Source organism: Pseudomaricurvus alcaniphilus (assembly GCF_011440395.1).
Taxonomy (GTDB): Bacteria; Pseudomonadota; Gammaproteobacteria; order Pseudomonadales; family Cellvibrionaceae; genus Pseudomaricurvus; species Pseudomaricurvus alcaniphilus.
Genome location: NZ_JAAOIX010000003.1, coordinates 256,724 through 282,088, shown reverse-complemented (window position 1 = coordinate 282,088; position 25,365 = coordinate 256,724). Strand labels below are relative to the sequence as shown.

Sequence of the window (25,365 nt, the reverse complement as noted above, 5' to 3'; positions counted from 1 at the left end):
ACCCCTTCTGGTTTTTTATGGCAAATAGCAAGCCTGTGATCGACTTCAACCGTGAATAACACCGTCTTCGTCGGCATAGGCCTCGCAGATAAATTTGGGCTTGAACACCAGCACCCAACTTGGCACCAGCAGCATTGCTGCCGCCGCGTTTAATACCACCATTACTGTCAGCAACAGGGCCGCATCGGCCTGGAAGCGCAGATCGGATAACAAAACCCACATGACAATGCCGGCGATAAGGGTAATGGCGGTAAAGCTGATGGCCAGTCCAGTGGTACTGATTGCGCGTTTTACCGCCTGGTCAATTTGTTTCAGGGCCACCATTTCCGCGCGAATGCGATCCATCATGTAGATGGAGTAGTCGATACCCACACCCACACCCACGGCGATGATGGGTACGGTATTGATGTTGATACCCATGCCGGTCACACCCATATAGGCGTAGGTCAAGGTGGTGGCGAACAGCATCGCCATAAACATCATGCTGCCGGCCGCCAGCGACTGGTAGAAAAACATGACCATCACAAAGATCAGCAGAAACACCAACGGCAGCACCCAGAGATTGGTCTCGTAGGCCGCTTCATTCATGGCCGCGGTGACGCCGATGGTGCCACCTGCCAGGCGAATATCGAGGCCATCGACCCGGTCGGCGTTGGCATTGATCCACTGCTTCGCGGTGTGTATCGCCCGGCGAATGGTCTCGCCCTGGTGATCCTTGTAATAGAAGACCAGGTTGGCGAGCCGCTCGTCGGTATCGATAAATTCGTTCAGGGCGCCGGGGATGGGGCTCGACATCATGTAGGTAAACATCAGTCCGCCGACATAGACCGGATCACTGGGAATTTGCATCCAGCGCGGGTCATCGTTATGCAGCAGGCGGTTTACCTGCTTGATCAGGTCCGGCACCCCCTTCGCTCCTCCCACTTCCGGGTCGAGCATCATGTGCGCTTCCAGATCACTCAATGCCGCCAGCACTTCCGGCCGCTTGATGCCGCCCTTGGCGTCTGTCTCCGCCACAATGTAGAGCTCTTCCGAGCCCGGAAAGCTGTCATTGACCGCCTTGGAAGACAGGTTGTAATCGTGATCCTGGTACAGGATGGGCGAACCGGGTTCGGATTCCCCGATCACCACCTGGGAGGCGAAATACCAACCGCAGACCAGGAATGCAGCGCCGACAAACAGCGCACGTTTGGCCGCGGTCCGACTGCTGATCAAATCGGCGCAGGCGAAGCCGACGCTGCGAAAGAAATTGGGCCTTATGGCGATGTTTTTCGGTTTCGGCAGTATGGACAGCAACAGCGGTACCGCCAGCAATACCGTGACGATAATGCACAGCGCCCAGAGCGACGCGTAGTGCGCCAGCTTGGTATTCAGGGGTATGGAGCCGATAGCAATCAACAGCAGGCCAATGGCGTCTGAGACGACGCCGAGACTGCCGGGGCGAAACAGGTTTTCAAAGGTACTGCGGGCGGCCTTATGGTGATCGGCGTGATCGTTGAGCTCCAGGTAGTAGCGCTCGACGATCTGGATCCCGTGGGACATGGCCCGGGCCGAAATCAGGAACGGTATCACCAGCCCCAGCGGATCCAGGTTGTAACCGAACAGGGATATAATGCCGACGCCCCAGATCGAAGACACAATAACCGCCGCCAGAGGCACCAATACCCCGTAAGCCTTGCGGAAATAAAAGATCAGCAGCGCCACCATGATAAGTGCGGTAAAGAGAAATATCTCGATGATCTGGTCCAGGTATTGATAGGCCCACCCCACCAGCATCGGCTGCCCGGTAACATGAATCCGGATACCATCCGTCGCCTCTTGCGCGCGCATTTTCTGGATTTCATTAAAGGTGTTGATGTAGTCCAGTTGGCCTTCATTCAACTGCGCTTTTACCAGCGCCATCTTCATATCCGGCGACACCAGCGGCCCGTAGACACGTGGATCGGCCTTGACATCCGCGCGCAATAGACCCAACTGGCTCGCACTCATGTCGCCACCCTGAGGATCGTAATAGGCCTCAGAATTGACATTGCCCTCGGGCGTCATGCGCACCTTGCGGGAATTGCGGTGGGTAACGCTGGACACCAGGTTGTGGTTGACTCCGGGGAGACTGTCCACCGCCATGGTAATGCGGTGTATTTTTTCCAGCGCTGCATTGGTAAAAATGTCACCTTGCTCCACCTCGACGCCGACGATGATGACATTGGCTCCGCCGAAGGACTCCTTGATTTCATTGTGCAATTCAATGTAGGTGTGTTCCTGCGGTAACAGGTCGGAAAAATCCGAGTACATCTTCACGCCAGGTATTTGCGCCGCAAAAAACAAAGTCACCAGTAGAATCAGGCTGAGAATCAGTTTTGGATGGCGGAATACCGACTCATCCAGATTGTGTAAAAAATGCGTGGCCTTGTGAGCCTTGGCGGATTTCTTATCCATGTTATGGCCCCTTGTGTTCTGCTATAAATGAAGGCGATAAAAGGTCCATGCTAAACAGCGAGCCATTACCACCCGCCAACATGACACCACCGTCCGGCAGTGCCGCGGCACCTCTTAAATACACCGGTGTTGCGTCCACCGACAAACGCTGCCAGCGGTCGCCATCATTCTTTAACACAGTGCTGTGGTCGCCGTAGGCAAAGAGTCCCTGGCTGCTGGCTAAAAAGCCGTACACCGGTGAGTCGGTGGGCGTAGTCTGTTGGCTCCAACTGACGCCACCATCGGTGGTATGGTATATCTGGCCATTGAGTCCGCCGGCCCAGCCTTCATTTTCCGAGCGGAAAAAGGCGCCGTGGATATAGAAATCGTCAGGGATATACTCGGGGGGATTCCAATTAAAGCCGCCGTCATCGGAGCGGACCACCAGGCCAAACTCGCCGGTGAGGTAAACCGTCTGCTCATTGACAAACTGGATACTGGTGAGCATGGCATCTTCATTCAAGGTCTGCTCGTCCCAGGCGTCACTGCCTTTGTCGGCATGAAAGATGGAGGTAAAGCTGCCCACTACCCAGACACGATTGTCCGGTGCGCAGGCTAGTGACAGTACGTCCTCAGAAGTGGGTATCCGTGACGCCTGCCAGTGCCCACCATTGTCCTCACTGACCCAGACTTTTTTGTCCATGCTCAGGGCCACGAAGCTTTGATCCGCACAGCTCACCACTTCGACAAATGCGGGTTCGCCTTCGACAATCGTACGCTGCCAATTGATGTTATCGATGCTGCTGACCAGCATCACACCGTCGTTCGCCACTGCGACCAGGTGTGAATCGTTGGTCGCGACAGATTGAAACTGATCGGTGCGGCGAACGGTTTTCTGCAACTCCTGGTTGATGCCCTGCAAATCCAGGCGTGCCTCACAGCCGCCGAGAAGCAAAGGCAACACACTAGCGGCCAACAGGGCTTTAATAGCCGCCGGGGGATATAACCTCGCCGAGCAACCTGTTGTAGCAGCTGGGTTGAAAATGAACTTTGCGCTGATTTCTTTTGTTTTAATTATCGACATTGTATTTGCACTGCCTGATTTCGTTAACGTGTTGCGCTACCACTTGATAATTATTTTCACGCTCACAAGGTGACTTTTTGTGATTAGCAAGTTGTGATATGCAAGTAGTAAAGAGCAAGCACTGTGCCAGCCACTGAAACAGCTATTCAGAAAATTTTAACTTTATATTTTTCAACGAGTTAGGCGTTGACAAACAAGCAATTAGAAAACAGAGCAAAGTTTGCACTGCTGCCGGCCTGGCCGGGCTTAACCATATGGTTAACAAGGCAAATGCGAGTGAATCATTAGGATACAAACAGCGCCAACCGCGCCCGTCGGCGCAGAGCTTTTTCACAACCCAAACAAAAAAGGCCAGCGAAGTGCTGGCCTGTCAGAAGCGTGCGGTTAGACAGTATTATATTTTTTTAAACAGCGCCGAGCGGCCCTGCTCCTCTGCACCATCCGCTGCAGTGAGAAAGCGTTCCATATGAATATCACGCTCGAACAGACGCCCTTGCATCAGGGTGGTAATAGCGGCATCGATCATGGGTGGCGGCCCGCAGAGATAGGCTTTATGTCCGTCAAAGCGACCGTCAAAATACGATTTTGCCGCCTCGTGGACAAAGCCGGTAAAACCCTGCCAATCATCCGCTTGCTCCGGCGCATTGAGCGCGGGAATATAATGAAAATTGCTGTGTTCCTGTTCCAGCGTCTCGAATATTTCCCGGTTGTACAACTCCCCTGCATTGCGTGCGCCCTGGAACAGATAGATCTGCCTGGAATCGCCCTCTTCTATCAATTCCAGGATCATGGACTGGGGGCTGGACAGTCCGGAACCGCCGGCAATAAAGATCACGTCCTTGCTATCGGATTTACGGGTAAAGAATTGGCCATAGGGGCCCGACACCTTGAGGCTGTCACCGGGCTTAAGGGTTTCGTGTATATAGGATGTTCCGGCGCCGCCGGGCACCAGGCGGACATGCAGTTCCAGCACCTCACCGGATGAAGGTTTATTGGCTATAGAAAATGCCCGAACACCGTCGACACCGGGAATATTCAGGTTGATATACTGCCCCGCCTGAAATTCCATACTCCCGTCCAGGTCAAAATAGACGCCTTTAATGGTGGGCGACAAATCGCGAACCTCAGTCACCGTCGCGGTATAATCCTTGATCGGGAAGCCGGCGAAATCAGGGTCCACGTCGATATCCGCTTCAATCACCAGGTCCGACTCCGGAATGGCACAGCAGGCGAGAATTTTGCCCTCATCCCGTTCTATATCCATAAGCGCGAACGGCGAGGCATTGCCCAACTCCACATCGCCATCCAGCAACTGGCATTTGCAGGTGGCACAGGTGCCATGACCGCAGGCAAAGGGCAACCACACACCCTGGCGCAAGGCCGCATCCAGTATCGTTTGCCCCTCTTCTACTTCAATGACGTCGCCCGTGGGCTCGATTGTCACTTCGTAACTCATAACCCTTTCCCCTTCTGTAGCCGTGAACGCTTATACAGCCGCGCCCTGGAAACCCGTTAACTCAGGCGTAGAAAAACGCAACAGCGATTTATGACCCACCCCTTGTTCCCGCAGTGACACATCCAGCTGGGGAATAAACGGTTGGCCATCCAATAGCCATTCGGCCGTTTTCCAGTTTACTTTCTCAAATTCTTCATGTTCGCCAAATGCTTCTGGCATTACCTCTTCGATCAGCGCTCGAAAAGGAAGCTCCGGAGGCACCGGATAGGCAAACGGCGCACAGAACATCAGGTGTCGGTCCCAGCTGACAAATACCAACTGGTTGCCGTTAAAATTTTCTACTCTGTCGAGTACTTCACCCGTGTAATCGGGTACTACTGCATATACAGCCATGATTTTATTCTCCAGTAATTGACCGGGATTGTTATGTCATTCAGCAATCCCGGCGTTGCATTTATTGGCCTGTCAAGCGACCCCTTTCCACTCTTTCCAGCGCTTCTCGTCCGGCGAGCCTTTGATATCCATGTTGTCAGCACCGACATTGAAACCGTAGAATTCGCCCAGGATTTTATCCAGCTCCGGGCCACCGCAATTGCCCTGCAGAATCTGGTGCACCGGCAACCACGACTGGACAAATTTCTCCGGTTCATCGTCGAAAATATCCTTGCAGCCGTCGGAACAGAAATGGTAGCGATCCCCTTTGTAAACCGATTCCCGGAATGACAATTGGGTCGGGTCGTCCATTTCAGTAAATAACATGGGTACCTGGCAGGTGTTGCACAACTGTGGCAGGGCCTTGGTATAGAAGCGCTTGCCTTCGGCCTCCATTTTTTTCGCCAACTCCCAGCGCGGGCGGTAGTACTTGTCAAACGTGTCGGGGTACTTTTCGGACAACCAGTCCAGCTCCTGATCGGATGGGATCCAGGTATGGAAGCCAGCGGCGTGACCATAGTTATAGAATGTCCACCAGACCTGGTGGGAAAGATGCTCCTTTTCTTTCTCAATAATATCGGAGTACTTCGGCATCCGAATGCCGTAGCGCGCCAGGTCCTTAAACAGTGAACCGCCCGCCTCTTCAAAGTACATCTCCCAGGCTTCTTTCCAGGACATCACTTTATTGGGCAACATATAATCCATCATCATGGAAACGACGCTTAACAAACGAGTGCCACGCCAGAACCATTTATCGATCCACTTCTGCACGATTGGCACGTTATCTTCGTGCTGCTCCAGCAGGAATTTGATAATTTCCAGACCCAGGGTCATGTGCCGCGCTTCATCAGATTGCGCGGAGAAACCAAAGGTTACGGTTGCCATATCGCCATTGTGGGCAGCACCGGACATAAACGGCACAAACAGCAGATTGGTCAGCACATATTCGAACGAGAAGCTAATGGCGACCAGGAATTCAAATGGCCCAGCGGCGCGGGCATCGTTAAAAAACGATTTCGGAACCGACAGATACCAGACCCGGTCGTGCATTTGGCGGAAGTCCTGCAGGCCGTCAAAGAATTTGTTGTAGTGGCTCATCGCATGTATCTGGGTCTGGATATGACGCAATTCATCGATGGATTGCATCTGGCAGGCCACACGTGCACCTACACCACTGAACTGGCGGCCGACGTGGGCATAACCCTGGTAGGCGCCGTACTCAAGTGGCGACACAGCAGTGAGGAATATCTTCAGGGCGTTGACATAACGCGGGTCGGAGATATTCAAGTGGCCATTATTCTGCGAGAACGCATCAAAGATGGCGTAGAGCTTCTTCTCCTTTTCCGCCTGGTACTTCCAGTAGGAGTCCATGGTCAAGCGGAACGGGTCTTCCCACTTGGACCAATCCGTAATCTTTATGCCTTCAAATTCCTCAAACGGAAAAGCTTGCTGGCGATCTTCATAGGAGTAGTCCCAGTCCAGGTCGCGGGTCAACAACTGATACTTTTCCTTGAGGTTCAGTTTTTTCGCACTCATCGTCATTCCACCTTTATCAATTTACTTTTATTCTTTCCAGAACAGACTGAAGCAGTCATCGTCTTCGTCGACGTTGCCGCCAATGGTAATCAGGTTCAGGTGCAATTCCTGCACATCCCAGTCGCGACCAATAAACTCCTCAACGGTTTCGCGTTTGATATCCAGGCGCCCTTCGTTTTCGATGCGGATCATGGCCGGGTTGTGGACAATGGTTGCATCGGGGTTGTCCTGCTCAATCGCCTCGACGATATAGCGAGACACATCATTATCTTGCAGAGCTATATATACTTTAGACATTTGTGTTATTCCTTATTTATACAGGCCGGCTTTCGCCAGGCGTTTATCCAGTACCGAGACGGCCTGTGCCAGTGCGTCGCCGCCCAGCAATTCGCTGGCCAGGGGCTGCAACGCTGTCACGCACTTGTCTTTCCAGGTCGAAACCCAGCGCTGGATTTGCTCCCTGTTGTGAGTTGATTCCGCACACACGATTTTCATCACGGAATCCACCCAGCGGTCATTCTCTTTCATCCAGACCTGCATAAATTCCGTTAACATAGCCACATCCTGGGCACCATTGTCGCTGAGCCAGGCGTCGAACTGGTAGTAGTAGAGATCGTAAACCAGGGTGTCCAGCACCACATTCTGCGCCACCCACACTTCAAACCAATCCTCGGTTACTGTCATTTTTTCGACGTAGGCACGCACTCCCTGCCAGGCAGAATCCTGCATCCAGCAACCTTTGGCGTCGGCCAATACCGCACCGGAGTGAGCGTCGAGAATCAGGCCAATACGTGACAGGTATTGGGCGATACCCAAGCGATCCATAGCGTTGTACAAGCAGGCTTGGGTGATAGCGGTTGCGGTACCGTAAGCCGCCGCATACATATTATTCAGGTTGGCCCCCTGCTCCACATGGCGCAGGGGTAGCAGGTAATGAATCAGTTGCTGCTTTATGTCGTCAGAAATCAGTCGATCCAGGTTGCGCTTTTCAAAGAAGGCGTAGTTGTTTTCCGCAACCTCCTGCATTTTGCTGCGTTGCTGCACATAGGCACCGTAATAGAACTGGCGCGGATCCTTAAAGCTGTACCAATCTTCCATTTCGATCACGGTTCTGGTGGGGTCGTTCAACTCTTTCTGCGGCTGCCACAATGGGCGATAGTGAAAGAATTCCTTTGACGCTAAATCATAGGTTGCCTCCTGGTAGCGACTCGCTGGCTTGTCGCCGAAGCGGCGTTCAATATTAGCGTAGGTATTCCGGATCGGTTCCAGGTTTGCCGTTTTTATTTCAAGTGTCATAGTTATTTTCCCTACTGTTTCAGGTTGATTATTGGTTCGATCGATGGTGATTGCCGGCCATTAATGTCTCTTCGCCATAACGCCATTTATCCATCTCATCATCGACCGCCTTGATTTGCTCTGCCGTCATGTGCACCACTTCATTCTTGCTGCAGAAAATCTCGAAGGCTGTTCGCGGCATGACCAACTCGACAAACAGGCCGGGATCATCAATGGCAAAGTCAAACTCCACCATGCGCGCGCCAGCAGCACTTTTTACCCGCACATATTTTTTTAGCTGGCGAAATGTATCTTTGTGGCTATTACTGGCAACGACTTTCGGATCAGGCTTTTTCATATTTTCCAATCACTTTTATTGGTATTGCAGACTGATGGGACAGTTCCTGAAAGGGGTAGAGCAAACGCTGTGCCAGCCGTCCATCAAAACCCCCAAGGCGCGACACAAAAAGTTGTTAACCAATTGTTTTTATTGTTATTTTTATAATATCCTCAATCGTGACCGGGCTGCTTCTGCGGTGCTTGCGACAAAAGTCGTAAGCATACGGCGCTGTTCAAAGGGTAATGAAATGGTTATGCTGCTGGCATTCCTTGATGATTTGAACAGGCTTCCGCATTACTGCAAGCACGCCAAAAAACACCGGAATGCAGCGGCAAAGGAGAAGGGCTACTCACAGCGCAAACTGGCGCATTGATTGCAGATCATATGCAAATGGTATCGCAATGAAACGCCAGCACACACCTGCTTCTTATCGCCATCAGGATAGATATAACTATAACGAGCACCGCTATGAACAACGATAAACTCCATACTCTCTCAACCCCAAAAGACCTGATTTCACAAATTCATTTTGATTACCAGGAAGGCAAAATATGGCTGGCAGAGCAGCGCATGTTGTTGATCCACGCCAGCGTCATGGGTTCATTGCGCAAGGAATTGATTGCGACCCTGGGGGTTGAAAGAGCCAGGGGATTTATGATGCGCTTTGGCTACCAATCCGGCATGAAGGACGCTGAATTGGCGCGTAAACTGCGACCTGAAATATCCACCGACGAGGCATTTTTGATTGGCCCCCAGTTACACGCACTCAAAGGTATGGTGAATGTAGCTCTGGAAAAACTCGATTTTGATGTGACATCCGGAAATTTTTACGGTGAATTCAATTGGTACAATTCGTTTGAGGTAGATATTCACCTGGCCGAGTTCGGTGTCGCTGAAGAGCCGATTTGCTGGCTGCTGATCGGTTACGCCAGCGGGTTTTCTTCCTACTATATGGGAAAGAAAATTATTTTTAAGGAAGTGGAATGCGCAGGTTGTGGTGATAAACACTGTCATATTGTAGGCAAGCCGGCCGAGGAATGGCCCGATCAAGAGGAGCTCGAACAACAACTGTTGCCCGACCACATTATCGAAGAGCTATTCGCCCTGCGCTATGAAATTTCAACCCTGCGGGAAAGCCTGGTCGACAACCAATCTCCGTCGGAGGAGTTGCTGTTTAATTCGGTCGGCCAGTCCAAAGCCTTCAAGCAGGTATGTCACCTTATAAAAAGAGCCTCGGAAAGCACCGTAACCGTGCTCTTGCAAGGCGAAACAGGAGTGGGTAAGGAAGTGGTAGCACGGGGCCTGCACCTTGGCAGCGAGCGCGCTGACAAAGCGTTTATAGCTGTTAACTGTGCCTGTATTCCACCGGACTTGATTGAAGCCGAATTGTTTGGGGTGCGCAAAGGCGCCTATACCGGTGCCACCGAATCGCGGGAGGGTAAATTCGAACGCGCCGACGGCGGCACTATTTTTCTGGACGAAGTCATCGAACTGAGCCCTCGCGCCCAGGCCACCTTGCTGCGTGTTCTGCAGGAGGGAGAGATGGAGCGAGTGGGCGACAACAGAACCCGCAAAATTGACGTGCGGGTGGTGGCCGCTACCAATGAAGATTTGGCTCAAGCGGTACAGCAGGGGCGTTTTCGCGCTGACCTCTTTTATCGCCTGAATGTTTTCCCGGTTGTTATTCCACCATTGCGGGAGCGCATCGAAGATATCCCGCTGTTGATCGAGCATTTCCTGGAGAAATATCACAACCTGTACAACAAAAAGACTTCCGGTGTCTCCGACAGAGCCCTGCAAGCGCTACTCAGTTACAGGTGGCCCGGTAATATACGTGAACTGGAAAACATGATTGAGCGTGGAATCATACTTACCGACAACAATCAAAGCATTGAAATGAATTCCTTTTTCCCATCACTCACCGAACCAACTCACCCGCTACACATTGCGACCGCCACTGGCAAGGTCGAGAGCGCCGGTTTGACCGAGGGCCTGCAGGGATCAAGCCTGGTCGAGCAATTGTTGCAGAGCAAACTCAATCTCGATGAACTGGAGAGCCAGTTGCTGCAACAGGCTATGGACAAGACCGATGGCAATATCGCCCAGGCCGCGCGCCTGCTGGGTATTACCCGGCCGCAAATGGCTTACCGATTAAAGAAACAAACTTCCTGAACACTTCCGCGCCGGATCAAATCGGCAGCTTGTGGCAGCAATTCGGCTCCAAGTCTGTATTGATTGCTACCAGCTGCCGATAAGCAGAGCGGCTTCGCACCTCACCAACTCGTTAGCCTTGTGCCAACCGCTTTATCATTTGATAAAACTGGCCAAGGAAAATCCTGCCGATGACATCCTGTTATCACTTGAAACACCTTGGGAAAATATTTTAACAACAAAAATAACACATATTTTTCAGTGTGTTATAACACAAAACAGGTTTTTCTCGAGGGCATATAAAATCTTGGCACAGTAGCTGCAACCACCAGGTAAGTGAACTGACAATAATGCTTTGGTGGCTAAATCATAATGCGAGAAAAGCTAACCCCTGCGACTGGCGCAGGTCAATATTTTCAAATCATGGTGGTCAACCGCGGTGAAAAATACCGCTGTAGACCGGGCCAGAGCTTACTCGCCAGTATGGAGTTAGCGAACAGTAGCTGCATAAACATAGGCTGTCGCGGTGGCGGTTGTGGCGTGTGCAAGGTTCGCATACTGTCGGGCGAATACAGCTGCAAGCGCATGAGCAAAACCCACATCGCGGAGGACCAGGCCGAAGCAGGCTTTGCCCTCGCCTGCCGGGTTATGCCACTGAGCGACCTGACTGTCGAGTCAGATCATTGCAGCGAGCGGCCCCACAGGAATACTCAATTCTACAGTGACTCACCGGCAACTACTGTCGGCAACAACCCATCAAATAATAAATCGCAGAGGAAATTCAAATGAAGAAAGGTGTGATGCGTCCCGGCCATATACAGCTGCGGGTACTGGATATGGAAGAAGCCCTGAAACACTATCGCGACTTGCTTGGCCTGATTGAAATGGATCGTGACCAGCAGGGTCGGGTTTACCTCAAAGGCTGGACCGAAGTGGATAAATTCTCCGTGGTATTACGTGAAGCAGACGCACCGGGAATGGATTTTGTCGGCTTCAAGTGCCTGAGCGAAGACGTGGTGGATAGCCTCCGCGCCGAGCTGATCGAATTCGGCTGTGAGGTGGAGGATATACCCGCGGGTGAGCTGCTGGACTGCGGTCGTCGAGTGCGATTCAACAGCCCTAGCGGCCATTACTTCGAACTCTTCGCCAGCAAACAACAAACCGGCAAATGGGGAATCGGCGAGGTCAATCCGGAAGCCTGGCCCCAAGGTCTCACCGGCATGAAAGCAGTCCGCTTTGACCACTGTTTACTGTACGGGCCCAATATTGCCGGCACCGCCGATATCTTTTGCAAAGTGCTCGGTTTCGATCTCGCGGAGCAAGTGATCGAGCCGGACGGCAACATCATCGCCCGCTTCCTAACCACCAGTTCCAAAGCCCACGACGTCGCCTTTATCGAGCACCCGGAGCAGGGCAAGCTGCATCACGCATCGTTTTGGCTGGAAACCTGGGAGGACGTGCTGCGTGCCGCCGACCTGATTTCCATGAACGATGTGTCGCTGGATATCGGCCCCACCCGCCATGGACTCACCCACGGCAAGACCATTTACTTCTTTGACCCCTGCGGCAATCGCTCCGAAGTCTTTTGTGGCGGCGACTATCACTACCCCGACCACCCACCGGTGACCTGGCAGGCTGAACAATTGGGCAAGGCCATTTTCTACCACGACCGTCAGTTGAACGAGCGATTTTTAACCGTGTTGACCTGACAGAGCTGCACTGGCACACCCATTCATTGAATTAAACGGGACTACGATGAAAGAGTTCAAGCATTTTATTAACGGCGAATTTAGCGCCTCCAGCAGCGCAGCAACCTTCGAGAATCGCTGCCCGGTGGATAACCAATTGATTGGCCTGGTCCACGAAGCCGGCCAGCAGGAAGTGAACGCCGCCGTGGCCGCTGCCAAAGCGGCACTGCAGGGCCCCTGGGGACGTATGCCCCAGGCCGAACGGATCAAATTACTGGACAAGGTGGCCAACCGCATCAACGAGCGTTTCGATGAGTTCCTGCAGGCGGAGTGCCTGGATACCGGCAAACCCCATAAAATTGCCTCCCATATCGATATTCCCCGCGGCGCCGCCAACTTCAAGGCCTTTTCCGAGACCCTGGCCAACCACCCTACCGAGGCCTTCAAGCTCGACACTCCAGACGGCAAGGGCGCCCTGAATTACGGTCATCGCAGCCCCAAGGGTGTGATTGCGGTCATCAGCCCCTGGAATTTGCCGCTGTTGTTGATGACCTGGAAAGTTGGCCCGGCGCTGGCCTGCGGCAATACCGTAGTGGTCAAGCCCTCGGAGGAGACTCCCGCCACCGCCACCCTGCTGGGTGAAGTTATGAATGAATGCGGTGTGCCGGCCGGGGTTTACAACGTCGTGCACGGCTTCGGGCCAGACTCGGCCGGTGCCTTTCTCACCAGTCACCCGGATGTCAACGCCATTACCTTTACCGGCGAAACCCGCACCGGGGAAATCATTATGCGCTCCGCCGCGGCGGGCCTGCGCAATATTTCCCTGGAGTGCGGCGGCAAGAACCCGGCCATCGTCTTTGCCGATTGCGATATGGACAAGGCGATCGAAGGCACCATGCGCTCGGCTTTCGTCAATTGTGGCCAGGTGTGCCTCGGTACGGAGCGGGTTTATGTTGAACGGCCGATCTTTGAACAATTTGTGCAACGCCTGAAAGCGGGGGTCGAACAGCTGAAACTCGGCCGCCCGGAAGACCCCAGCGTGGATTTTGGCCCGCTGGTCAGCCAGGAGCACCGCGACAAGGTTCTGTCCTACTACCAGCTCGCTGTGGCCGAGGGTGCCGAAGTCATCATTGGCGGCGGTGTGCCGGATATGGGTGAGGAACTGAATGCAGGCGCCTGGATCGAGCCCACTATCTGGACCGGCCTGGCCGATGACGCTCGGGTGGTCAACGAGGAAATCTTCGGGCCCTGCTGCCATATCCGGCCGTTTGATCGCGAAGAGGAAGCCATCGCCCTGGCCAACGATACCCGTTACGGCCTGTCGGCCACCATTTGGACCGAGAACAGCGCCCGCGCCTGCCGGGTGGCAGAAGCCATGGAAGTGGGCATCGTCTGGGTAAACAGCTGGTTCCTGCGCGACTTGCGCACCGCCTTTGGCGGCGCCAAGGAGTCCGGCATCGGCCGTGAGGGTGGCGTGCACTCATTGGAGTTTTACACCGAGACCAAAAATATCTGTATCAAACTTTAGCGGACAGTGGCTAGCAGCACATTGTCCACCAGGGAGAAACGAGAGCGAGCATATGACCATCAGCAGCAGTGAAAGCAGTAGATACCAAACCAGTGCGGCCCAGGCCAATCCCGAAATTGGCCACAGGATCGATGTTGGTGGGGTGTTGACCAACCTCCACGATCTCGGGGAAGGCCAACCCGTGCTGTTGATCCACGGTTCCGGCCCCGGCGTCAGTGCCTGGGCCAATTGGCGCCTGGTCATACCCCAGCTGGCGTTACAGCGCCGGGTCATAGCGCCGGATATGCTCGGCTTTGGCTTTACCCAGCGTCCGGCAGACAACCACTACAGCGTTGATCGCTGGGTGCAACACGCTGTCGATCTGCTCGATACGCTCGATATAGCGCAGGCAGACCTGGTGGGTAATTCCTTCGGCGGCGCCCTGTCCCTCGCGCTGGCGATTCGTCACCCCGAGCGGGTGCGACGACTGGTGCTGATGGGCAGCGCCGGGGTGCCGTTCACCCTCACCCCGGGGCTGGATGCGGTATGGGGCTACCAACCCTCCATTGCCCGCATGAAATCACTGATGGATACCTTCGCCTTTAACCGCGACCTGGTGACCGACGAGCTGGCGCAATTGCGCTACCAGGCCAGTATCCAGCCCGGTTTCCAGGAATCGTTTGCGGCCATGTTCCCCGCCCCACGGCAGCGCTGGGTGGATGCCCTGGCCAGCCGGGAAGAGGATGTCCGCGCCCTGCCCCATGAGACCCTGGTGATTCACGGCCGCGAGGACCAGGTCATTCCCCTGCAGACCAGCCTGACCCTGAGCGACTGGATCCCAAATGCCCAGCTGCATGTGTACGGCCGCTGTGGGCACTGGACCCAGATCGAGCACGCCGGACGCTTTGCCAGGCTGGTGAGCGATTTCCTTACAGAAGCCCAGTAAATTCAACAACCAATGGACACGATAATGGACAAGCAACAAATAAGCGCCTGTGGGGACGAACTCTATGCCGCCATGGTCGAAGGTAAAACCGTGGCGCCACTGACCCAGCGCTATGAACTCAGCATTGACGACGCCTACCATATTTCCCTGCAAATGCTGGAGCGGCGCATAGCCGCCGGGGCGCGGGTGATCGGTAAAAAAATCGGTGTCACCTCGAAAGCGGTGCAAGCCATGCTCAACGTGCACCAGCCGGATTTTGGCTATCTCACCCACGATATGGCTTACAGCCAGGGCGAGGAAATGCCCATCAGTGCCAAGCTGATTCAGCCCAAGGCCGAGGGGGAAATTGCCTTTATCCTGAAAAAGGACCTGCTTGGGCCCGGCATTACCAACGCCGATGTGTTAGCGGCCACCGATTGCGTCATGCCCTGTTTCGAAGTGGTCGACTCCCGCATCGAAAACTGGCAGATAAAAATCCAGGACACCGTCGCCGACAACGCCTCCTGTGGCTTGTTTGTGCTGGGGGACTCCGCCGTCAGCCCTGGCAAGGTTGACCTCTCTACCTGTGGCATGGTGGTGGAAAAGAACGGCCAGATCATATCCACCGGCGCCGGCGCCGCTGCCCTGGGCAGCCCGGTCAACTGTGTCACCTGGCTCGCCAATACCCTCGGCACATTTGGCATTCCTCTCAAGGCTGGCGAGGTTATTTTATCCGGCTCGCTGGTGCCGCTGGAGCCAGTACAAGCGGGTGATTTTATGACGGTCAGCATTGGCGGCATTGGTTCTGCCTCGGTGCGCTTTACCTGAGCAGCGGCTCGCAGCAACCCACCCGACACCTATCAATACGATTTTTGGGAAATGACAATGAGTAACAAATTAAAAGCGGTCATTATCGGCCCGGGCAATATCGGCACCGATTTGTTAATGAAAATGCTGCGCTCCGACTGGGTAGAGCCGGTCTGGATGGTGGGTATTGACCCTGAATCCGAAGGCCTCAAGCGCGCCGTGGAAATGGGCGTAAAAGTATCCAGCGCGGGAATCGATGGCATGCTGGAGCAGGTTATTGCAGACGATATTCGCATCGCCTTTGACGCCACCTCGGCCTACGCCCACGCCGAGAACAGCCGCAAGCTGAACGAACTGGGTGTGATCATGATCGATCTGACCCCGGCTGCCATCGGCCCGTTTTGCATCCCACCGGTAAACCTGAAAGCCCACGCCGAGCGCCTGGAAATGAATGTCAATATGGTCACCTGCGGTGGCCAGGCCACCATTCCCATTGTCGCCGCAGTTTCCCGGGTACAGCCGGTCGACTACGGCGAGATCGTTGCAACGGTTTCCTCGCGCTCGGTGGGCCCGGGCACTCGCCAGAACATTGACGAGTTTACCCGCACTACCGCCGGCGCTGTGGAAAAGGTCGGCGGCGCAAAGAATGGCAAGGCGATTATCGTCATCAACCCGGCCGAGCCGCCCTTGCTGATGCGCGACACCATCCACTGCCTCACCGCGGACACGCCCGACCAGCAGGCCATTACCGAATCCGTTCACGCCATGGTGCGCGACGTACAGAAGTACGTGCCCGGCTACAAACTGGTCAATGGCCCGGTGTTTGACGGCAACAAGGTATCGGTATTTATGGAAGTCGAGGGGCTCGGTGATTTCCTGCCCAGGTACGCCGGCAACCTGGACATTATGACCGCCGCCGGCTTGCGCACTGCGGAGATGTTTGCGGAAGAAGCCAGCAACGGCACCATCACCCTGCCCGCGCGCGGCTAACTGGAGAATTGAGCATGAACCTGACCGACAAAAAAGTAACCCTCCACGATATGAGTTTGCGCGATGGTATGCACGCCAAACGTCACCAGATATCGCTGGAGCAAATGATAGCGGTAGCCACCGGACTGGACGAAGCGGGCATTCCGCTGATCGAAGTCACCCACGGTGACGGCCTCGGCGGAGCCTCACTGAACTATGGCTTTCCCGCGCACAGCGATGCGGAATACCTGGACGCGGTGATTCCGAAGATGAAAAAAGCCAAAGTCTCGGCCCTGCTACTGCCCGGCATCGGCACCGTGGACCACCTGAAAATGGCCCGCGACTGCGGCGTGCACACCATCCGGGTGGCCACCCACTGCACCGAGGCTGACGTCTCCCAGCAACACATCGGCATGGCCGCGAAAATGCAGATGGACACCGTTGGCTTTTTAATGATGGCCCACATGGTCAGCGCGGAAAAAATTCTTGAACAGGCGCGTTTGATGGAAAGCTACGGCGCCAACTGTATCTACTGTACCGATTCCGCCGGCTATATGTTGCCCGACGAAGTGCGGGAAAAAATTTCCCTGCTCAGGGCCGAGCTGAACCCGCAGACCGAAGTGGGCTTTCACGGCCATCACAATATGGGCATGGCAATTGCCAACTCGCTGACCGCCATCGAGGCCGGCGCCAGTCGCATCGACGGCTCGGTCGCCGGCCTCGGTGCCGGTGCCGGCAATACCCCACTGGAAGTACTGGTGGCCGTACTGGACCGCATGGGCGCCAGTCACGGCGTTAATCTGTACAAGATTATGGATGTGGCAGAGGACATCGTGGTGCCCCTGATGGACCAGCCAATCCGGGTGGATCGCGATGCCCTGACCCTCGGTTATGCCGGTGTTTACAGCTCTTTCCTGCTGTTTGCCCAGCGCGCCGAGAAGAAGTACGGCATCTCCGCGCGGGACATTCTGGTGGAACTGGGGCGCCGCGGCACCGTCGGTGGCCAGGAAGATATGATCGAAGACCTGGCCTTAACCATGGCCAAAGACAAGGGCTTAATCAAATGAGCAATCTCAGCAGGCAACAAATCGAACAACTGGCCGAGCACTGCGAAAACGCAGAATTGCAGGCCTATGAGATCACTAAGATCACCAACGATTTTCCCGACATGACCTACCGGGATGCGTTTGATATCCAGTGGGAAATTCGCCGTCGCAAGGAAGCCCGCGGCCACAAAATCGTGGGCATGAAAATGGGGCTGACCTCCTGGGCAAAGATGAAACAAATGGGCGTCGAGCACCCGTGCTATGGTTTCCTTGCCGATTATTTTGCCGTACCCGATGGCGGTGACATCAAGCACGATGAGCTGATTCACCCCAAGATTGAAGCCGAGCTGGCCTTCGTCACCAAGGCGCCGCTAAAGGGCCCGGGCATTCATATCGGTGACGTGCTGCGCGCCACCGACTTCGTTATGCCCGCCGTCGAGGTGATCGATTCCCGCTACAAGGATTTCAAATTCGATTTGAAAAGCGTCATCGCCGACAACTCTTCCTCCAGTCGCTTTATTGCCGGTGGCACTATGGCCAAACCGGAAGACCTGGACCTGAAAAACCTCGGTGTGGTTATGGAAGTCAATGGCCAGGTAGTAGAGCTGGGCGCCGGTGCCGCGGTACTCGGACACCCCGCTTCTTCCGTCGCCATGCTGGCCAATATGCTGGCCGAGCGGGACGAGGAAATTCCGGCCGGCACCTACATTATGATCGGCGCCATTACCGCGGCAGTTCAGGTCAACAAAGGCGACTCCTTCTGTGTCCGCTACCAGGGCCTGGGCAGCGTCAGCGGTCGCTTTGTGTGAATGATTCAGCCTCTGCGCCAGAGCAATCGAGGCATCTTGCAAGCGCTGGCGACAAGACACCTGGCCCGGCTCACGCTCCCGGCCTGGCGCACAACAACAACGTCTGCCAGCCGGGCAGCGAGGGGCCGGTCACGGTCAGTATTTCGCGCAAGGTCAAGCCCGGCTGCGAGGCGGACTACGAGCACTGGATTTCCGGCGTAATCGAGGCCGCATCAAGTTATCCAGGCCATCTGGGCACCAGTGTGTTGCGCCCGGGGCCGGCCACCCGGCACGAGTACGTGATTATCTATCGCTTTGATAACTACCAGCACTGCCAGGCCTGGGAGCAGTCCGAGTTGCGCCAACACTGGCTGCAACAATTGGCCGGGCTGACCGAAGGCGAGCCCCAAACCCGGCGCAGCACCGGGCTGGAATTCTGGTTTGACCTGCCGGAGCTGCCCAGCCATCGCACCCCGCCGCCGCATAAAATGGCGCTGGTGCTGATCGTGGTTGTCTATCTGCTGATTATGGGGATCAACCTGCTGTTCGGCGCCTGGTTGACGCTTTTACCCCACTGGTTGCAGACCTTGTTTGTCGTCAGCGCGCAGGTTCTGCTACTGACGTTTGTGGTGATGCCGCGAGTCACCAAACTGCTACAGCCCTGGCTGTTCAAGGATTGATTTTCGTTTACCACAAGCCATTAATTTCGGGTTCTATACCCTTTCAACAGCAGAGACTTATTGCCATGCCCATCGCCCAGATCAACATCATCGAAGGTCGAACTGACGAACAAAAAGAGCGCCTGATTCAGGAGGTGACAGCAGCCATAGTGCGGGCAATCGACGCCCCGCAGGAAAGTGTGCGTATCATTATCAACGAAATGCCAAAGCAACATTTTGGCATCGGCGGCCAGTCGATAAAACAGCTCGGCCGCTAGTGTCCTGATTCAGGCCACTAGCGCCACTATTCGCTGCAAGCGGCGGCGGCCCTTTTTTTCATGCGGTAGGCAAACGTTGGCCGGGATATTCCCAGAACCCTGGCGGCGCTGGATACGTTTCCCGCGCCAACTCCAAGGGCGTAATCAACCAGTCGCTCCTCGATGGCATCCAGCGAGCCACACTCCTTTAAAGCGGCTTCTATCCAGCTGTCTGCCTCGGCCATTGCCGCATCCGCAGCCTCTTCAACCAGCAGGCCCTGGGCGGAGACCACCTTGCTCGAACCCAGCTCCAGGGTGGGGAAAAGCGAGTTGGCGCTAATGGCATCACCACTGTCCGTCAGTATCATCCCCCGCTCGATAAGATTCTCCAACTCCCGCACATTGCCCGGCCAGGCATAATTCATCATCGCTTCGCTGGCCATATCCGAGAGGCCGGCGACCCGCTTGCTGTAATAGGCCTGGTATTTCTGCAGAAAATGTTCGATCAGCAGGGGAATATCCTCCCTGCGCTCGCGCAGCGGCGGAATGTGGATGGGGTAGACATTGAGGCGATAAAAAAGATCAGCCCGAAAACGGCCCTCTTGCACCGCTATTTCCAGCGATTCATTAGTGGCCGCGACCACCCGCACGTCAATTTTGCGGGTTTCGCTATCGCCGACCCGCTCCAGCTCCCCCTCCTGCAGGACTCGCAGCAAGGTGGCCTGGGCGCGGGGTGACAACTCCACGACCTCGTCGAGGAATATGGTACCGTTATGGGCTCGCTCAAACCGGCCTTCACGGGTTTGGCTAGCGCCGGTAAAGGCACCCTTACAGACGCCAAACAATTCGGATTCAATCAAATCGGGGGGAATTGCCGCGCAGTTGACCGCGACAAAAGCGTTATCCTTGCGCTCACTGGCCGTGTGGATTCCCTTGGCGACCAACTCCTTGCCCACCCCTGTTTCTCCCAGCAAGAGTACAGTCACCTTGCCGCTGGCCGCCTTGTTCGCCAGGTGACAAACACGCTGGTAGCCGTCGGACTGGCCGCGAAAATTTCCCAGCGTGGACTCGGCATCGATCTTGTGTCGCAACACCGAAATCTGCGACTGCAACTGGTACAGTTCCTCGATAATGGGGCTGCTGTCCAGATACTTTCGATACTGGGCTGCGTCCTCCCACTGCTGCGCCGGGCGGCCCACGATCCGGCACTCGCTATCACCACAGCCCCGACAGGAGGTTTCCTTAAACAGGATTTCCCGGCCGAGGATACTGGAAGTAAAGGCGCTGGCATGCCCCACCAGGCTCCAGCAAACCGGCTCGTTAATCAAGCCCAGCTCACCGGTAAACATCTCCGCTTCGTAGGAGTCATGGAGAATATACTCCGCGTAAAAATCGTCACCATCGGCGCCCACGTCCAGCTTCTGTTCATCCACTCGCACCATGCCCTTGAGCGAATGCAGCTCGAAGCCGGTGTGAATCAACTCCGCCAGCTCGCCGGAGCGACACAAGCGCCGTGCCAACTCCGCATCTTTCTGGCCGAGGCTGTAACCCAGGCGCATAAAAAAGCCCTTGGCCCGCTCTAGCCCCACAGTCTCTATCTGCTCCTTGCGGAAATTGGTCAAGGACGCCAACTGCAGCAACAGCACTCTCTGTTCGTCAAACCAGACCTTGCCGTTGGCGTTTTGAAAGCGTATCTGCCGGCTCAGTTTATTGGCACTACTGCGGGCATTGCCAATATGGCTCTGTGGCTGCCCTGCCTGCCGGCCGTGACTCTCACGCCGGATATTATTTTGGTAATCCCTATGGTCAATACTTTGGCTAGTACTTCTTATAGTGCTTTCCATTGAGTGCCCCGTGGGTACAAAGGAATGTCAGGAGCTTATTCTATGCAATTACCCATGCTATATTTAACAAACTTTATGGGAACTTAAATCCCATATATGGGATTTGGAATGAATTATCAAAATCTCCACCTGTTCGTCAAAGTCGTGGAAAAAGGCAGTTTTCTGGCCGCCGCCGAGGCGCAGCAAATACCTTCCTCCACGGTCAGCCGCAGAATCCAGCAGCTGGAAGACGAGCTGGGCTACAAGTTGTTGCATCGCAGTGCGCGCAAACTGGCGCTGACGGAGGCGGGAGCTTTATTCTACCGTCGCTGCCAGCCACTCTATGCCGAGCTGGAAGCAGCCACCCTGGAACTCGAAGGTGAACTGACTGCAGTGACCGGCAATCTGCGGATTACTGCTCCCGTGAGCCTGTTTAATGAATTGCTGGACGAGTGGTTTTACGAATTCCTGCAGACCTATCCCGCTATCGACATGCAATTACTATTGGAAAACAGGAACATTGACCTGCGCGACGAAGCCGTAGACGTCGCTTTCAGAATCGGCGATGCCAAAATAAAAGACTGGGTCTCCAGGAGCCTGTTCCACTCCCGCTATATCCTCAACTGCAGCCAGAGTTTCAAGCATTTACACGGCAGCCCTGAGCACCCGCGGGAGTTGAGTGAGTATCCACTGATTGTGCCATCACGCACCGCCACCTGGCTGTTCAGTAACGCCGGCGGCGAGGTGGTCGAGGTTACCCCCCAGGCCCGATTTCTCACCAATGAGCTGCGCGCTGCGGCCAAGGCCACCTGCGCCGGCCTAGGCCTGCCCATTACCCATAAGTCCCTGCAGCGAGACCGCCAAGGGGTCAGCGGCAAGGCGCATTTTTGAAGGCATAGTGGGCCTATGTCGAGAAAATGCAACGCAGCAGATGGCCCCTTGGCGGCTCGCCCGGAGGGAGCCCCCCAATTCGCCCTCGGCCGCGTTGCCGTTCTTGAAAAGAGGCCCACTCTTCACTGCGAACGGCGCCTTGCCGAAAACGAATTGGGGGGCTCTGAAGGGACTTATGGGTAAAGGGCAGGCCTAGGCATCAGTTACCTGCCCCACTACGTGATCAAAGAGCAGCTCCAGCAGGGGCAGCTATTGCCGCTAATGCCGAAGTGGCAGGCCCGCGGGCGGGATGTACAAATGCTCTACCCGCACCGCACATACCTGCCCGCCAAGGTGCGCACGTTTATCGAGTTTATACTGGCAAAGATCGAGCCGCGCAAGGCGACGCTGTAAGCGCAGCGCTGCTACTGTCGCGGCACGGCCGGGCCCCGCGGGTCGGTGCGGGGCAAGTCGCCGGCTTGATTCCAGCCGCCGCTACAACCGCAACGGCACCGGCAGATCCCGTATCCGCTTGCCGGTCGCCACCTGGATGGCGTTACACAGGGCCGGCGCTACCGGTGGTGTGGGCGGCTCACCCACCCCCGCCGGCGGTGCCGAGCTGGGAACGATATGCACGTCGATCATGCGCGGTGCCTGGGACATACGGGCGACCCGGTAATCGTGGAAATTGCTCTGCTGGGCGCGCCCCTCGCGGAAGCTGATTGCGCCAATGGCACAACTGACCCCGAACACAGTCCCACCTTCACACTGGGCGGTGACATGGTCGGTATTGACCACCGTACCGGCATCGATGACGGTATGGACGGAGGGTATGATCCAGCTGCCGTCCGCCTTTACCTCCACCTCCACCACGGTGGCGACGTAGCTCAGGAACGAGCGGTGGGCGGCAATGCCCAGTGCCCGCCCCTGCTTGCGTTTGCGGTTCCAGTCGCTGCGCTCGGCCACGGTTTCGATAACATGGCGTAAACGCCCCGTGTCGATGGGGTACTCCGCTTGCGCAGCGCCGTAATTGGCGTATTTCACCGGCAGGTCGGGCAGCTCAACGGTGCGCGCCGGGCCGATCAGTTGCAGCAGGTAATCCTTCGGGTCTGCCCCGGCGGCCTGCGCCAGTTCACAGGCAAACGACTGGGCAGAAAAGGTGTGCAAAATATTGATCACCGAGCGCAGCCAGCCGATGCGGGTGTAGGCTTTGGCCTCGCCCTTTTCGATGCGCAGGTTGTCGATGGCGAAGGGATTGTCCTGTGCCCCCATGCCCAATTCGAAATCCAGCGGGCTGACTTGCCCGGCGTTAAAGGTAGAACCGATCGAGGGAAATACCGTGCGCTGCAACCAGCCGATAGTCTTGCCCTCGGCATCGAGGCCGGCTTTCAGGTACTGGGCACTGATGGTGTGGTAATAATCGTGCTGGATATCGTCCTCGCGACTCCACACCACCTTGACCGGTTTACCGGTGGCCCGCGCCAACAGTGCCGCTTCCACCACAAAATCCTGTTTCGACTTGCGCCCGAAGCCGCCACCGAGCAGGGTAACGTGCACCACCACCTGCTCCGGCTTGAGCCCCAGGGCCTCGGCCACACTGCTGCGGGCTGCCTGGGGATTCTGGGTACAGGCCCAGACTTCAGCGCTGGCGGCGGTGACCACCGCCGTAGCCGCCGGCGGCTCCATGGTGGCATGAGCCAGGTGGGGCGCGCGATAAACCGCCTCCACGGTTTTGGTCGCACCGGCCAAAGCGCGGTCGACGTCACCCTGGGCTCGCACTACAGTACCGGGTTTGCCCACCGTCGCCACCATGCTCTCCATAAACTGGCCGGAGTCGTAGTCGCCGTTGTCGCCATCGAGCCAGTCGATCTCAAGCTTGCCGCGCGCCTGCAGGGCGGTCCAGGTGTTGTCCGCAATCACCGCCACCCCGCCGAGGGCCTTGAACGCCACCGGCGGGCTCGGCGGGTCGAGCTGGATGACATCCACCACCCCGGGTGTGGCCCGGGCCGCCTTGTCATCCAGGCTTTTCACCCGCCCGAACACTACCGGCGGCCGAGCGATAACCGCCACCAGCATCCCCGGCAGCTGCACATCCATGCCAAAGCGGGCGGTTCCGTGCAGCACGTCATCCAGGTCAACACTGGCCACGGCCTTGCCAATATAGCGCCACTGATCCCTGGTTTTCAGGGTTGCGCTGGCCGGCTCGGGCAGGGGCAATGCGGCCGCCCGGTCTACCAGCTCGCCGTAGCCCAGCTGCCGACCGGAGGCTCGGTGATAGACGACGCCCAATTCACTGCTGCACTCCGCCACTGGCACCTGCCAGGTATCTGCAGCGGCCAGGTGCAACAGCTGGCGCACACTGGCGCCGGCCTGGCGCAGGCGGGTAAAGTTGAGACGCACGCTCTTGGAGCCATCGGTGTTTTGGTCGCCGTATTTGGGATCCCCGGGCGCCTGCCGAACCACGACTCTGGCCCAGTCTGCCTCCAGTTCATCGGCCACCAGTTGCGCCATGCTGGTCCTGGTCTGCTGGCCCATTTCCGAGCGATGACAGGTAATGATGACGCCACCGTCACGCTGCAGTTCCACAAACAGGTTCGGGCTCAACCCGGGTAACACCGCAGCGGCGGCTTCCGCTGCGGCCGCGGCAGAACGCTGGCCAAAGGGCAGTAACTGCAGGGTGAAGACCAGTCCACCGGCAGCGGCGCCCATACGCAGAAACCCGCGCCGGCTGAGCTCTCGGGTAGCGCTCATGACAACTCCTCCGCGGCGGTTTTAATGGCGGCATGAATACGGGTATAGGTGCCACAACGGCAGATGTTACCGGACATGGCACTGACGATTTCGTCATCCGCCGGGCTGGCATTTTTCGCCAGCAACGCGGCCGCCTGCATGATCTGGCCGCTCTGGCAGTAGCCACACTGGGGTACATTGTGCTGCTGCCAGGCCTTCTGCAGGGGATGCAACTCATCCCCCTTCGCCAACCCCTCGATGGTGGTTATACGCTTGTTTTCAGCAAAAGATACCGGCGTGGTGCAGGCGCGCACCGCGGCGCCATCCACATGCACCGTGCAGGCGCCGCACAGGGCCATGCCACAGCCGAATTTGGTGCCGGTAAAACCGAGCATATCGCGCACGAACCAGAGTATGGGCATGGCGGGGTCGCCATCGAACTGGTGACTTTCACCATTGACGTTGAGCTTCATGTTGGTACTCCTGAACGGTAATTTTGCGCCAGCAACCCATTACTCCAGATGCCAGCAGAATCCCATAACATTGCTTTCTGCAACTCGTATCCCCCAAGGGTTTGCTAACCAGACAGCGGGCCCTGCTGCGGTTG

At 56.1% G+C, this 25,365-nt stretch carries 24 protein-coding genes and 1 pseudogene; 14 read left to right on the top strand and 11 right to left on the bottom strand.

Annotation, left to right across the window (positions count from 1 at the left end; all coding sequences use genetic code 11):
* Nucleotides 1–45 precede the first annotated feature (45 nt).
* The 8 genes from G8764_RS09590 to G8764_RS09555 all read right to left on the bottom strand — a co-directional run bounded on the left by G8764_RS09590 (nt 46) and on the right by G8764_RS09555 (nt 8,556).
* Nucleotides 46–2,436 carry an efflux RND transporter permease subunit gene (locus tag G8764_RS09590; RefSeq protein WP_166164402.1) on the bottom strand — a complete coding sequence of 797 codons (2,391 nt, stop codon included), beginning with the start codon at nt 2,434–2,436 and terminating at the stop codon, nt 46–48.
* Nucleotide 2,437: 1 nt separating this feature from the next.
* On the bottom strand, nt 2,438–3,379 hold the full coding sequence (locus G8764_RS09585) for a YCF48-related protein (RefSeq protein WP_166164401.1): 942 nt from the start codon (nt 3,377–3,379) through the stop codon (nt 2,438–2,440).
* A 514-nt stretch (nt 3,380–3,893) separates the two neighbouring features.
* Nucleotides 3,894–4,955 carry an NADH:ubiquinone reductase (Na(+)-transporting) subunit F gene (locus G8764_RS09580; protein WP_166164400.1) on the bottom strand — a complete coding sequence of 354 codons (1,062 nt, stop codon included), beginning with the start codon at nt 4,953–4,955 and terminating at the stop codon, nt 3,894–3,896.
* A gap of 30 nt (nt 4,956–4,985) precedes the next feature.
* Entirely contained in the window at nt 4,986–5,348 is a 363-nt protein-coding gene (locus tag G8764_RS09575; protein WP_166164399.1) for a phenol hydroxylase subunit P4, read from the bottom strand.
* Nucleotides 5,349–5,420: 72 nt separating this feature from the next.
* The gene (locus G8764_RS09570; RefSeq protein ID WP_166164398.1) at nt 5,421–6,923 is read right to left on the bottom strand and encodes an aromatic/alkene/methane monooxygenase hydroxylase/oxygenase subunit alpha; all 1,503 of its coding nucleotides are present in this window, start codon (nt 6,921–6,923) and stop codon (nt 5,421–5,423) included.
* A gap of 27 nt (nt 6,924–6,950) precedes the next feature.
* A complete protein-coding gene (locus G8764_RS09565) occupies nt 6,951–7,220 on the bottom strand; it encodes an MmoB/DmpM family protein (protein ID WP_166164397.1) in 270 nt (89 codons plus the stop codon).
* Between the two features lie 12 nt (nt 7,221–7,232).
* Nucleotides 7,233–8,219: an aromatic/alkene monooxygenase hydroxylase subunit beta gene (locus G8764_RS09560; protein ID WP_166164396.1), complete on the bottom strand. Its 987-nt coding sequence runs from the start codon at nt 8,217–8,219 to the stop codon at nt 7,233–7,235.
* A 28-nt stretch (nt 8,220–8,247) separates the two neighbouring features.
* Nucleotides 8,248–8,556, bottom strand: coding sequence for a phenol hydroxylase subunit (locus tag G8764_RS09555; RefSeq protein ID WP_166164395.1), 309 nt, complete (start codon nt 8,554–8,556; stop codon nt 8,248–8,250).
* 34 nt (nt 8,557–8,590) lie between these two features.
* Here G8764_RS09555 and G8764_RS09550 point away from each other — a divergent pair, with 34 nt between their 5' ends.
* From G8764_RS09550 to G8764_RS09495, 12 genes are all read left to right on the top strand, one after another.
* Nucleotides 8,591–8,911, top strand: coding sequence for a hypothetical protein (locus G8764_RS09550; RefSeq protein ID WP_166164394.1), 321 nt, complete (start codon nt 8,591–8,593; stop codon nt 8,909–8,911).
* Nucleotides 8,912–9,006: 95 nt separating this feature from the next.
* Nucleotides 9,007–10,710 carry a sigma-54-dependent Fis family transcriptional regulator gene (locus G8764_RS09545; protein WP_166164393.1) on the top strand — a complete coding sequence of 568 codons (1,704 nt, stop codon included), beginning with the start codon at nt 9,007–9,009 and terminating at the stop codon, nt 10,708–10,710.
* A gap of 351 nt (nt 10,711–11,061) precedes the next feature.
* Entirely contained in the window at nt 11,062–11,478 is a 417-nt protein-coding gene (locus tag G8764_RS09540; protein ID WP_166164392.1) for a 2Fe-2S iron-sulfur cluster-binding protein, read from the top strand.
* Nucleotides 11,475–12,398, top strand: coding sequence for a catechol 2,3-dioxygenase (locus tag G8764_RS09535; RefSeq protein WP_166164391.1), 924 nt, complete (start codon nt 11,475–11,477; stop codon nt 12,396–12,398). The genes G8764_RS09540 and G8764_RS09535 overlap by 4 nt, the downstream gene beginning before the upstream one ends.
* A 46-nt stretch (nt 12,399–12,444) precedes the next feature.
* On the top strand, nt 12,445–13,905 hold the full coding sequence (locus tag G8764_RS09530) for a 2-hydroxymuconic semialdehyde dehydrogenase (protein ID WP_166164390.1): 1,461 nt from the start codon (nt 12,445–12,447) through the stop codon (nt 13,903–13,905).
* A 52-nt stretch (nt 13,906–13,957) separates the two neighbouring features.
* On the top strand, nt 13,958–14,830 hold the full coding sequence (locus tag G8764_RS09525; RefSeq protein ID WP_166164389.1) for an alpha/beta fold hydrolase: 873 nt from the start codon (nt 13,958–13,960) through the stop codon (nt 14,828–14,830).
* Nucleotides 14,831–14,854: 24 nt separating this feature from the next.
* The gene (dmpE, locus tag G8764_RS09520) at nt 14,855–15,637 is read left to right on the top strand and encodes a 2-oxopent-4-enoate hydratase (RefSeq protein WP_166164388.1); all 783 of its coding nucleotides are present in this window, start codon (nt 14,855–14,857) and stop codon (nt 15,635–15,637) included.
* Nucleotides 15,638–15,694: 57 nt separating this feature from the next.
* The gene (locus G8764_RS09515) at nt 15,695–16,606 is read left to right on the top strand and encodes an acetaldehyde dehydrogenase (acetylating) (protein WP_166164387.1); all 912 of its coding nucleotides are present in this window, start codon (nt 15,695–15,697) and stop codon (nt 16,604–16,606) included.
* A gap of 14 nt (nt 16,607–16,620) precedes the next feature.
* Nucleotides 16,621–17,652, top strand: coding sequence for a 4-hydroxy-2-oxovalerate aldolase (dmpG, locus tag G8764_RS09510; protein WP_166164386.1), 1,032 nt, complete (start codon nt 16,621–16,623; stop codon nt 17,650–17,652).
* The gene (gene dmpH, locus G8764_RS09505) at nt 17,649–18,440 is read left to right on the top strand and encodes a 2-oxo-3-hexenedioate decarboxylase (protein ID WP_166164385.1); all 792 of its coding nucleotides are present in this window, start codon (nt 17,649–17,651) and stop codon (nt 18,438–18,440) included. The genes dmpG and dmpH overlap by 4 nt, the downstream gene beginning before the upstream one ends.
* The gene (locus G8764_RS09500; RefSeq protein WP_207951800.1) at nt 18,437–19,099 is read left to right on the top strand and encodes an antibiotic biosynthesis monooxygenase; all 663 of its coding nucleotides are present in this window, start codon (nt 18,437–18,439) and stop codon (nt 19,097–19,099) included. The genes dmpH and G8764_RS09500 overlap by 4 nt, the downstream gene beginning before the upstream one ends.
* On the top strand, nt 19,096–19,356 hold the full coding sequence (locus G8764_RS09495; RefSeq protein WP_279538428.1) for a 2-hydroxymuconate tautomerase: 261 nt from the start codon (nt 19,096–19,098) through the stop codon (nt 19,354–19,356). Before G8764_RS09500 ends, G8764_RS09495 begins: the two co-directional genes overlap by 4 nt.
* Before the next feature lie 26 nt (nt 19,357–19,382).
* Here the strand turns inward: G8764_RS09495 and G8764_RS09490 are convergent, their stop codons facing one another.
* Nucleotides 19,383–21,179 carry a sigma-54-dependent Fis family transcriptional regulator gene (locus G8764_RS09490; RefSeq protein ID WP_166164383.1) on the bottom strand — a complete coding sequence of 599 codons (1,797 nt, stop codon included), beginning with the start codon at nt 21,177–21,179 and terminating at the stop codon, nt 19,383–19,385.
* A gap of 108 nt (nt 21,180–21,287) precedes the next feature.
* On the opposite strand from G8764_RS09490, the gene G8764_RS09485 reads away from it, so the two are divergent.
* Both G8764_RS09485 and G8764_RS09480 read left to right on the top strand, forming a co-directional pair.
* A complete protein-coding gene (locus G8764_RS09485; RefSeq protein WP_166164382.1) occupies nt 21,288–22,049 on the top strand; it encodes a LysR family transcriptional regulator in 762 nt (253 codons plus the stop codon).
* 195 nt (nt 22,050–22,244) lie between these two features.
* Nucleotides 22,245–22,442 (top strand): annotated as a pseudogene (locus G8764_RS09480) (LysR substrate-binding domain-containing protein); the annotation flags it as partial.
* 81 nt (nt 22,443–22,523) lie between these two features.
* On the opposite strand, the gene G8764_RS09475 reads toward G8764_RS09480, so the two are convergent.
* Both G8764_RS09475 and G8764_RS09470 read right to left on the bottom strand, forming a co-directional pair.
* A complete protein-coding gene (locus G8764_RS09475) occupies nt 22,524–24,779 on the bottom strand; it encodes a xanthine dehydrogenase family protein molybdopterin-binding subunit (protein ID WP_166164380.1) in 2,256 nt (751 codons plus the stop codon).
* A complete protein-coding gene (locus tag G8764_RS09470) occupies nt 24,776–25,231 on the bottom strand; it encodes a (2Fe-2S)-binding protein (RefSeq protein ID WP_166164379.1) in 456 nt (151 codons plus the stop codon). Before G8764_RS09470 ends, G8764_RS09475 begins: the two co-directional genes overlap by 4 nt.
* Nucleotides 25,232–25,365 lie beyond the last annotated feature (134 nt).

Excerpts from the sequence above, each read along its gene's own strand:
- G8764_RS09590 (WP_166164402.1), bottom strand. The coding sequence starts at position 2,436 with ATGGATAAGAAATCCGCCAAGGCTCACAAGGCCACGCATTTTTTACAC.
- G8764_RS09580 (WP_166164400.1), bottom strand. The coding sequence starts at position 4,955 with ATGAGTTACGAAGTGACAATCGAGCCCACGGGCGACGTCATTGAAGTA.
- G8764_RS09575 (WP_166164399.1), bottom strand. The coding sequence starts at position 5,348 with ATGGCTGTATATGCAGTAGTACCCGATTACACGGGTGAAGTACTCGAC.
- G8764_RS09570 (WP_166164398.1), bottom strand. The coding sequence starts at position 6,923 with ATGAGTGCGAAAAAACTGAACCTCAAGGAAAAGTATCAGTTGTTGACC.
- G8764_RS09565 (WP_166164397.1), bottom strand. The coding sequence starts at position 7,220 with ATGTCTAAAGTATATATAGCTCTGCAAGATAATGATGTGTCTCGCTAT.
- G8764_RS09560 (WP_166164396.1), bottom strand. The coding sequence starts at position 8,219 with ATGACACTTGAAATAAAAACGGCAAACCTGGAACCGATCCGGAATACC.
- G8764_RS09555 (WP_166164395.1), bottom strand. The coding sequence starts at position 8,556 with ATGAAAAAGCCTGATCCGAAAGTCGTTGCCAGTAATAGCCACAAAGAT.
- G8764_RS09550 (WP_166164394.1), top strand. The coding sequence starts at position 8,591 with ATGGGACAGTTCCTGAAAGGGGTAGAGCAAACGCTGTGCCAGCCGTCC.
- G8764_RS09545 (WP_166164393.1), top strand. The coding sequence starts at position 9,007 with ATGAACAACGATAAACTCCATACTCTCTCAACCCCAAAAGACCTGATT.
- G8764_RS09540 (WP_166164392.1), top strand. The coding sequence starts at position 11,062 with ATGCGAGAAAAGCTAACCCCTGCGACTGGCGCAGGTCAATATTTTCAA.
- G8764_RS09535 (WP_166164391.1), top strand. The coding sequence starts at position 11,475 with ATGAAGAAAGGTGTGATGCGTCCCGGCCATATACAGCTGCGGGTACTG.
- G8764_RS09530 (WP_166164390.1), top strand. The coding sequence starts at position 12,445 with ATGAAAGAGTTCAAGCATTTTATTAACGGCGAATTTAGCGCCTCCAGC.
- G8764_RS09525 (WP_166164389.1), top strand. The coding sequence starts at position 13,958 with ATGACCATCAGCAGCAGTGAAAGCAGTAGATACCAAACCAGTGCGGCC.
- dmpE (WP_166164388.1), top strand. The coding sequence starts at position 14,855 with ATGGACAAGCAACAAATAAGCGCCTGTGGGGACGAACTCTATGCCGCC.
- G8764_RS09515 (WP_166164387.1), top strand. The coding sequence starts at position 15,695 with ATGAGTAACAAATTAAAAGCGGTCATTATCGGCCCGGGCAATATCGGC.
- dmpG (WP_166164386.1), top strand. The coding sequence starts at position 16,621 with ATGAACCTGACCGACAAAAAAGTAACCCTCCACGATATGAGTTTGCGC.
- dmpH (WP_166164385.1), top strand. The coding sequence starts at position 17,649 with ATGAGCAATCTCAGCAGGCAACAAATCGAACAACTGGCCGAGCACTGC.
- G8764_RS09490 (WP_166164383.1), bottom strand. The coding sequence starts at position 21,179 with ATGGAAAGCACTATAAGAAGTACTAGCCAAAGTATTGACCATAGGGAT.
- G8764_RS09485 (WP_166164382.1), top strand. The coding sequence starts at position 21,288 with ATGAATTATCAAAATCTCCACCTGTTCGTCAAAGTCGTGGAAAAAGGC.
- G8764_RS09475 (WP_166164380.1), bottom strand. The coding sequence starts at position 24,779 with ATGAGCGCTACCCGAGAGCTCAGCCGGCGCGGGTTTCTGCGTATGGGC.
- G8764_RS09470 (WP_166164379.1), bottom strand. The coding sequence starts at position 25,231 with ATGAAGCTCAACGTCAATGGTGAAAGTCACCAGTTCGATGGCGACCCC.